At 66.5% G+C, this 8,451-nt stretch carries 6 protein-coding genes; 3 read left to right on the plus strand and 3 right to left on the minus strand.

Annotation, left to right across the window (positions count from 1 at the left end):
* Positions 1-8: 8 nt before the first annotated feature.
* From NFV80_RS05135 to NFV80_RS05145, 3 genes are read left to right on the plus strand one after another with little or no spacing between them, the layout of a single operon-like run.
* Entirely contained in the window at positions 9-671 is a 663-nt protein-coding gene (locus NFV80_RS05135; protein WP_295329602.1) for an ABC transporter ATP-binding protein, read from the plus strand.
* The gene (locus tag NFV80_RS05140; RefSeq protein ID WP_295329604.1) at positions 668-3,166 is read left to right on the plus strand and encodes an FtsX-like permease family protein; all 2,499 of its coding nucleotides are present in this window, start codon (positions 668-670) and stop codon (positions 3,164-3,166) included. Before NFV80_RS05135 ends, NFV80_RS05140 begins: the two co-directional genes overlap by 4 nt.
* A gap of 13 nt (positions 3,167-3,179) precedes the next feature.
* The gene (locus NFV80_RS05145) at positions 3,180-4,250 is read left to right on the plus strand and encodes a lipocalin-like domain-containing protein (RefSeq protein ID WP_295329606.1); all 1,071 of its coding nucleotides are present in this window, start codon (positions 3,180-3,182) and stop codon (positions 4,248-4,250) included.
* Between the two features lie 32 nt (positions 4,251-4,282).
* On the opposite strand, the gene NFV80_RS05150 is transcribed toward NFV80_RS05145, so the two are convergent.
* From NFV80_RS05150 to moaA, 3 genes are all read right to left on the minus strand, one after another.
* A complete protein-coding gene (locus tag NFV80_RS05150; protein WP_295329608.1) occupies positions 4,283-5,815 on the minus strand; it encodes a mechanosensitive ion channel family protein in 1,533 nt (510 codons plus the stop codon).
* 35 nt (positions 5,816-5,850) lie between these two features.
* Complete coding sequence (glp, locus tag NFV80_RS05155; RefSeq protein ID WP_296758027.1) at positions 5,851-7,119, minus strand: gephyrin-like molybdotransferase Glp; 1,269 nt, start codon at positions 7,117-7,119, stop codon at positions 5,851-5,853.
* Between the two features lie 72 nt (positions 7,120-7,191).
* The gene (gene moaA, locus NFV80_RS05160) at positions 7,192-8,271 is read right to left on the minus strand and encodes a GTP 3',8-cyclase MoaA (protein ID WP_295329612.1); all 1,080 of its coding nucleotides are present in this window, start codon (positions 8,269-8,271) and stop codon (positions 7,192-7,194) included.
* Positions 8,272-8,451: the final 180 nt, after the last annotated feature.

An 8,451-nucleotide genomic window follows, 5' to 3' on the forward strand; every position in this document is an offset into this window, starting at 1 on the left:
GCTGCTTGATGCTGACCGTCTCCGGGCTCGCGAAACGGCACGCCAAAGCCGACCGGCCGCTCTTCAGCGACCTCGGCTTCAGCGTCGCGAACGGAGAAATCGTCGCCCTCGTTGGCGAGTCGGGAGTTGGCAAGAGCACCTTGCTGAACTGCATCGCCGGTCTGGAGACTGCCGATCGCGGCTCGATCCACATCGGCCCGCGGGCGCTGGACATCGTCCGGCTCGATGAAGCGACAAGGGCAGCGTTGCGGGCGCGCAGCATCGGCTTCGTCTTCCAGGCGTTTCACGTGCTGCCGACGCTGACCGTGGCACAGAACATTGCGGTGCCGCTGCTTCTTTGCGACGTGCCGGTCGGCGAGCACGGGCCACGCATCCGTGCCTTGCTCGCACGCGTCGGGCTGACCGGCTTCGGCGATCGTTGGCCGGCTTCCTTGTCGGGAGGCGAACTGCAGCGGGTGGCGATCGCGCGCGCCCTGGTGCACCAACCGCTGCTGATTCTCGCCGATGAGCCGACCGGCAACCTCGATCCACGTACCGCCGACGAGGTGTTGGCGCTGTTGCTCGAAAGAGTCCGTGAACAGCAGGCGAGCGCATTGATCGTCACTCATTCGCGACACGTGGCGCGAAGCTGTGACCGCACGCTGACCCTGACTCCGGAGGGGCTGCGATGACGACCCTCGCCTGCTGGCTGATCCGCGCCCAGTTCCGTAGCCGACGCGCAGCGACGCTGCTGTCGATGTTGGCGATCGCCCTCGGCGTCGCACTGGGCTACGCCATTCATCTGATCAACGACGCGGCTCTGGCCGACTTTTCCCGTGCCATGCGGGCCGTCCAGGGCGACCCCGATGCGCTGATCGCCGGGCGCGACAGCAGCGGCGGCGTCCCGCTGGCGAGCATTAACGAGATTGCCAGCGATCCCGCAGTGCTGGTCGTCGCGCCGGTGATCGAAACGCGGGTGCGCGTCGGCAGCACGCCGCTCCGCCTGATCGGAATCGACGTGTTCAGCGCGGCTGCAGTGATGCCCGGATTGCTGCCGCGATCCGCGGCAGGCGGCGCCGGTGGCGACATTCTCGCTGGCGCCGTCTACGCCTCACCGGCGCTGCTCGACAAGCTGAGTCTGCCGATCGGAGCGACGTTGACCCTGATGCGCGGCGATCAGCAGTGGTCGACCCGCATCGCCGGCGACCTGCCGGCTACCGACCAGAACGACCTGCTGCTGGTTGCCGACATCGCCTGGGTACAGGAACATTTCGGACCGACCGACGCGGTCAGCGAAGGTCGCATTCGCCTCGCACCCGGCATCGACGCGGCGACCTGGCGGGCAACGACGGCGCAACTCCTGCCGGACGGCCTGCTGCTGCGTGCCCCGGAGGACGACAGCGCACGCGCCGCCAACTTCTCGCGCGCCTACCGCGTCAACCTCAACGTGCTGGCACTGGTCGCCCTGCTGACCGGCGCCTTCCTGGTCTTCGCGACGCAATTGACCGCAGTCGCGCAGCGCTCGACGCAGTTTGCCCTGCTCGGGGTGCTCGGTCTTTCGCCAAGCCTGCGACTGCTGCAGATCCTCTGCGAAGCGCTGGCGATCGGCGCCCCCGGCGCGCTGTTCGGTGTGTCTCTCGGCTACATGCTGGCGCTGGCGTTTACGCAGCTCGTCGGTGGCGACCTCGGTGGCGGCTATTTCTCGTCGAGCACGCCGGCGATCGTTCCGCGGATCGCTCCGGCGCTCGCCTTTTTCGCCCTCGGCTGCGCCGCCAGCCTGGCCGGCGCCATCTATCCAGCCTTCCTGAACCGCAGCCAGCCGTTGGCGCAGGCGCTGCAAGCCGGTTTCGCGCAGATCGTGGAAGCCGGCGGCGTGCGACGTCGCGGCTGGCTGCCACCGGTGCTGCTGGCACTGACGGCGTTCGTTCTGTCACGGCTGCCACCGTGGTACGAACTTCCGCTGGCCGCTTATGCGGCGATCGCGCTGCTGCTGGTGGTCGGCATTACCAGCGCCCCGCTGCTGACGAGAAATCTCTTCGCATGGTGCGCCGGGCGACGGCTGCCAGCGGCGCAGCAGATTGCGCTGCAGAACGTCGCGCAGGCGCCATTGATGGCGCAGGTGGCCGCCAGCGGACTGATCGTCAGCTTCGCCCTGACCGCCAGCATGGTGATCATGGTTTCGAGCTTTCGCACCGCCGTGGACCACTGGCTCGACCAAGTCCTGCCGGCCCCACTCTATCTCCGCAGCAAGGCGACGCCGCTGCCGCAGTCCCTGCTCGACGCCCTGATGCAAGCCGACGCGCCGTTTGCCCGCGTCGAGCGGACGGCGCACACCTCACTGACGCTCGACCCGCAGCACCCCGCCGTCGCCTTGATCGTGCGCGAGATCGAGCGCGGCAATCCGGCGGCACGCCTGCCCATTACCGGTCCTCTGCTGGCGCCGCCGGCAGATCGGACGCCGGTGGTCTGGATCAGTGAACCGTTGCGAGAGATCTACCGGATCGAGGCCGGACAGTGGTTGCGCCTGCCGCTGCTCGGACGGACCGTGGAAGGATTCATTGGCGGCGTCTGGCGCGACTATTCGCGGCAGTTCGGCGCGCTGGTGATCAGCAGCGACGATTATCGGCAGCTCGGCGGCGATTTCCATCCCACCGACCTCGCCCTCTGGCCACTGCCCGGTCGCGATGCGGCTGCCTGGCTGGCGCCGTACGTCGCCAGCCACGGCCTCGAACTCGCCGACGCCGGCGACATTCGTCGGTCAAGTCTCTCTATCTTCGACAAGAGCTTCGCCGTCACGTACGCGCTCGAAGCCGCGGCAATGCTGATCGGGCTGTTCGGACTGGCGGTCACGCTCGCCGCCGGCGTCCGCTTGCGCGCGCGCGAGTTGGCGATGCTCGGGGCGCTTGGGTTCAGCCGTCGCATGTTGAGCCATGCGGTGATGCTCGAAGGCGCGCTGATCGCCGTCGTTGGCCTCGCGATCGGTCTCGCCTGCGGCATCGCGATCGGCGCCATCCTCACACATGTGGTCAATCCGCAGGCCTTTCACTGGCGAATGCCACTGCAGATTCCCTGGGCTGCCGTCGTCTGCAGTGCGTTGTCGACCCTCGGCGCAGCCGTCGTTGCCAGCCACTACGCAGCGCGCCGGGCGACGCGCCTGCCACTGGCACGGATTCTGGCCAGCGCCTAGCAGACGAGCGCCGATGCGACGCCGAACCTTCCTGCTCGCTTCTCTGCTGCTGTCCACACCAGTGCGCGCGGCGGCGGCGTCGGTCGCCTATCCGCCGGTCAGGCCCGGCGCCGGCCTGGTCTTCCCGCGTGACCACGGCGCACACCCCGCCTTCCGCAACGAATGGTGGTACGTCACCGGTGCGCTCGACACTCCGATTGCCGACACCGGTTTTCAACTGACCTTCTTCCGCTCGCGGCCGGGTACTGCCGAAGACCTCCGTTCGCCCTTGGCGGCGAGCCAGATCCTGTTCGCGCACGCGGCGCTGACGATTCCGGGCGATCGTCTGCGGCACGCCGAACGTGCCGCCCGCGCCAATCTCGGCGCCAGCTTTTCGAGCGCCGATTGCGACGTGTCGATCGGCGCCTGGCGCATCTTCCGGCAGGCCGATGGTCCCGGCGAGTTGCTCCGCCTGCAGATGCAGAGTCCACAGTTCTCCTACGACTTCACGCTGACGCCGTCACAGCCGCTGCTGCTGCAGGGCGATGGCGGCTATTCGCGCAAGGGCCACAGCGCGCAACTGGCCAGCTACTACGTGAGCTGGCCACAGCTCGTCGTCAGCGGAAGCCTGCTCCACGACGGGCACCGGCATCCGGTCGGCGGTCGCGCCTGGTTCGATCACGAATGGTCGACTGCCCTCCTCGGCGACGGTGCGGTCGGCTGGGACTGGTTGGGGATCAACCTCGCCGACGGCGGTGCGCTGATGGCGTTCCGCATGCGCGATGCCGAAGGCAGAACGCTTTTCGCGCATGCCGCATGGCGCGACAACGCCGGCCACCTGCGCCAGTTCGACCCGGCGAGCGTCGAATTCGCACCGCTTCGCCACTGGACGTCGCCGCGCAGTGGCGCGCTTTACCCGGTGGAAATTGAGGTCCGTATTGGCGACCGCTCCCTGCGTACACGACCGCTGCTCGACGATCAGGAACTGGTGACCAGCCAGCCGCTATCGGTGGTGTATTGGGAGGGACTGGTCCGCGTAGAGGGCGGTTTCCGCGGCCGTGGCTACCTCGAAATGACCGGCTACGCCGGCAAGTTGCAGTGGTAGGCAGCGGCGTCCGACCGTTTCCTGCCAAGCCATCAAAGGCCGAGAAAGCTCCGGATCATGGTCAGGATGCCGGCCTTCGGATGCGACGCGACCGGATTGGCCGGGGCATTGCTGAAGCGGCGGATGAATTCGTCCATCTCGACCTCGCGCCGTGCCAGAATTTCGGCGACCGCCTCGGCAATTTCCGGGCGCGAGCGAATGACTTCCTCGACCGTCGCCTGGTCGAGCCGGTAGCAGATCACGTCGGTCTTGGCGATGACCGAGGCACGGCGATGCTCTCCGGTCAGTACGCCCTTCTCGCCGAAGGTACTGCCTGCATGAATCGTGCGGAAGAGCTGGCGGGAATGGTCGGGGAAGTCCATCCACACTTCCGCTTCGCCGGCCGCCAGCAGGTACAGCCAGTGCGGCGCGTCTCCCTGCTGGAAGATGACGTCGCCACAGGCGAAAGGTGCGTAGACCATGCGCTCGCCGATGGTTCGCAGTTCTTCCTCCTGCATGCCGGAAAACAGCTCCAGCTTGCGCAGGTCGGCGACGTGCCGTTCGACTTCCCGGCGATGGACGGATTCGCGATATGCTTCGTTTACCTTGGTGATGTGCATCGATTGCTCGGGAACCGCCAACTGCATTCCGGCGCGTTGCAGCGCAGCGAAGATATGCACGCGCACCGCCGAGTCGGTCGGGTCGTCCGGCTGCGGATCGATCATCCAGTAGCGCAGCGCGTAACGCCCGTAACCCGGTCCGAAGTCCATCAGCACGCAGGTCGGGGCCGGCGTACGGGCGACGTTCGCAATCTCGGCACTGGCGATGGTCGCCTCGACCTTCTGGATCACCAGCGTCGGCGGCGACTCGTAGGTGACGTTGAACCATACCCACCGACGCCAGGGCCACTCGCTGATGTCGGCGCGACCGAAGACCGAAAACTTGCTGCGCATCAACTGGCTGTTGGGGACGACGACGACGTCGCCGTTGCGCGTGCGAATCGTCGTCTGCCGCCAGCGAATCTGCGCGACGCGGCCGGTAATGTCGTCGATCCTGATCCAGTCACCGGTGCGCAGCGAGTTGTCGAGTTGCAGGGCTACGCCGGAAAGAACATTGCCAATGGTGTCCTGCATCGAGTAGGCGAGAATCGCGGTAATCACAGCCGACGTCGTCAACAGGCTAGACGGGTCGAGCCCGACGATGTGCAGTCGCCCGAGGATGAAAGCGACGTACACCACCAGCAGCAGGATGTCGCCGGCGAGGCGGGAAAGTTCGATGCCGAAACGCGGCAGGACGATCCGGAAGACCCAGAGCGAGACCAGGCGAAACAGCGCCATACCCGATCCGATGACGAAGATTTCATGGATCATGATCGCGACGCGCGAGTAGTCGAGCGCTTCGAGCAGCGCGCCAAAGAGCTGTCCCGCCAGACACAGCAGGAACACCGCTGCCGTACTGCCGATCCGGCGACGATCCCTGGGCAGAAGGCGCAGCAGAAGCAGCGCGAAGAATGCGGCAGCAGCGATGATGTACTTGCTCTCAGGCAGCCAGAAGTAGACCCAGATTCTCTGCAGCACGCTATCCATGGTTCTTCCGCCTCAGACCGGACACCGGCGCACGCTCAGAGCAGACCGTCGAACAGCTGCACACTGACCGGATCACCGACGGCAATGTTGCCGCGACCGTGTTCGAGGACGATCAGACAGTTGGCGTCGGACATCGAACGCAGGATGCCCGAGCCCTGCGCGCCCGCCGGGCGGACCCGGCCGTCGGCGAGAACTCCGCGCTGGTACTCGGTGCGGCCGGGCGACTTTTTCAGCGCGACCGCACTCACTGCCGGCAGCAGCGGCACGCCGGGAACCGGGTCGGCGCCCATCAGCAGATAGAGCGCATCACGAACGAACTGCAGGAACGCCACCATCACCGCCACCGGGTTGCCTGGCAGACCGAACAGCCACGCACCCGGCGCGCCCTCGCCGGCGCCCCGGATACGGCCGAAAGCCATCGGGCGACCGGGTTTCATGGCGATCTTCCAGAACAGCACTTCGCCGAGCGTGGCCATCAGATCCCTGACGAAGTCGGCCTCGCCCACCGAGACACCACCGCTGGTGATCACCACGTCTGCCGCCGCCGCAGCCTGGCGAAAGGCCTCTTCGAGCAGCGCCGGCCGATCGCCGACGACGCCGAGATCGAGCACCTCGCAACCCATGCGGGTGAGCATGGCGAAGATCGTGTAACGGTTGCTGTCGTACACTTCGCCGTCGCCGAGCGGCGTGCCGATCGAGCAGAGTTCGTCGCCGGTCGAAAAGAAAGCGACTCGCAGGCGCCGGAAAACACTGACCTCGGCAACTCCCAGCGAAGCGATCAAGCCCAGTTCCGCCGGGCCGATCAGTCGTCCGCCGGCGAGCGCCGGCTTGCCGGCAGCGAGATCCTCGCCTGCGCGGCGGACGTTCTGGCCCGGACGCTGTCCGGGCGGCACGATGATCTCGTCACCGTCGACGGCGACGACTTCCTGCATGACCACCGTGTCGCAGTCAGGAGGCAGCAGCGCGCCGGTCATGATGCGCACGCACTCGCCGGCGGCGACCGTGCCGGCAAACGCCTTGCCCGCCCAGGTCGTGCCAACGACCCGCAGGCACGTGCCAGCGACTTGCGAAAGATCCGCACGGCGCAGCGCGTAACCGTCCATCGCCGAATTGTCGTGTGCGGGCACGGCGAACGGCGCGATCACGTCGCCCGCCAGTACGCGTCCCAGCGCGCTGCGCAATGCCACTCGTTCGCGCGTCTGCAACGGTGCCAACTGGCTGCGAATGAAGGCGCGCGCCTGGTCGACCGCGAGCGCATCCGGGTCGTGGTCGCTGAGGCAATGGAATTCGGCAACAAGACTCATGGCAGCCTGACTTTCACGGTGGATGGGTGGTGCTGCGCACAACGAGGCACCCCGTCGGCAGCGTCGACGCGATCAGCCGCCGGTCATCGACATGAAGCGGATCACCTGTGGTGCGTCCATCTGATTGCCGAAATCGTGGCCCTTGGCCTTGATCCCCATGCTGCGCACGATCGCCGTACGCAGCGCCGTGTCGTCGGTCGGATGGGCGCGCAGCAACGGCAGCAACTGGCTGGCATCGTTGTTGCCCAGACACGGATAGAGCTCGCCGCGGGCGGTGACGCGCACGCGGTTGCAACTGTCGCAGAAATTGTGGCTATGCGGAGAAATGAAGCCGACGCGCGTCGCCGTGTCGGGAATCCGCCAGTAGCGCGCCGGTCCGCCAGTCGTTTCGGTGGACGGCAGCAGCCGGAAACGCGTCTGTAAACGGGCCAGTGCTTCCTCGCTGCTGAAATAGCTGGTCTGACGACCGTGACCGATCTCGCCGAGCGGCATTTCCTCGATGAAGGCGATGTCCATGCCGCGTTCGACGGCGAACTCGACCAGTCCGAGCAGTTCGTCGTCATTGCGGCCACGCATCATCACCGTGTTCAGTTTCAGACGCTCGAAACCGGCCGCCTGCGCTGCCGCCAGACCGCGCAACACCTTGGCGAGATCACCGACGCGCGTGATCTCGCGAAATCGGTCGGCGCGCAGCGTGTCCAGACTGACGTTGATGCGCCTGACGCCGGCGGTGCACAAGGCAGCAGCAAAGCGCTCGAGCTGCGAGCCGTTGGTGGTGATCACCAGTTCGCGCAGTCCGGGTAGCCGGGCAAGCCGTTCGAGCAACCAGACGACGTCGTGGCGGACCAGCGGCTCGCCACCGGTGACCCGCACCTTGCTCACGCCGAGATCGACGAAAGCGCGGGCGACGCGCAGGCATTCTTCGAGGGTCAGCACCTGCGCGCGCGGCAGGAAGCTCATTTCCTCGGCCATGCAGTAGCCACAGCGAAAATCGCAACGGTCAGTGACCGACAGGCGGAGGTAGGTCACGTGCCGCCCATACCTGTCGATCAGCGTACCGTCGGCGTGCCGTGCCGTTACCGGCGAAGTCGGCTGCGGGAAGGCAAGCGGTACTGCGGGAACGGCTTCCGGCGTCGACGATTCATTGCGCATGCGAGAAGCTCCCTCGGGCGTACCCGTGGCGAAGGGAAAGAAGGGTCGTGCGTCGATTATAGCGAAGTTTGCCGGCGCGCCGCGCCCTGCTCCCGGCGAGCGGTCACTGCCCTGTCGAGGGATGACTAACGGGCATGACGGTCCCAGACACCCCCAATAATGAAAGTCATGCCCGTTTCC

Source organism: Accumulibacter sp. (genome assembly GCF_023806565.1).
Classification (GTDB): domain Bacteria; phylum Pseudomonadota; class Gammaproteobacteria; order Burkholderiales; family Rhodocyclaceae; genus Accumulibacter.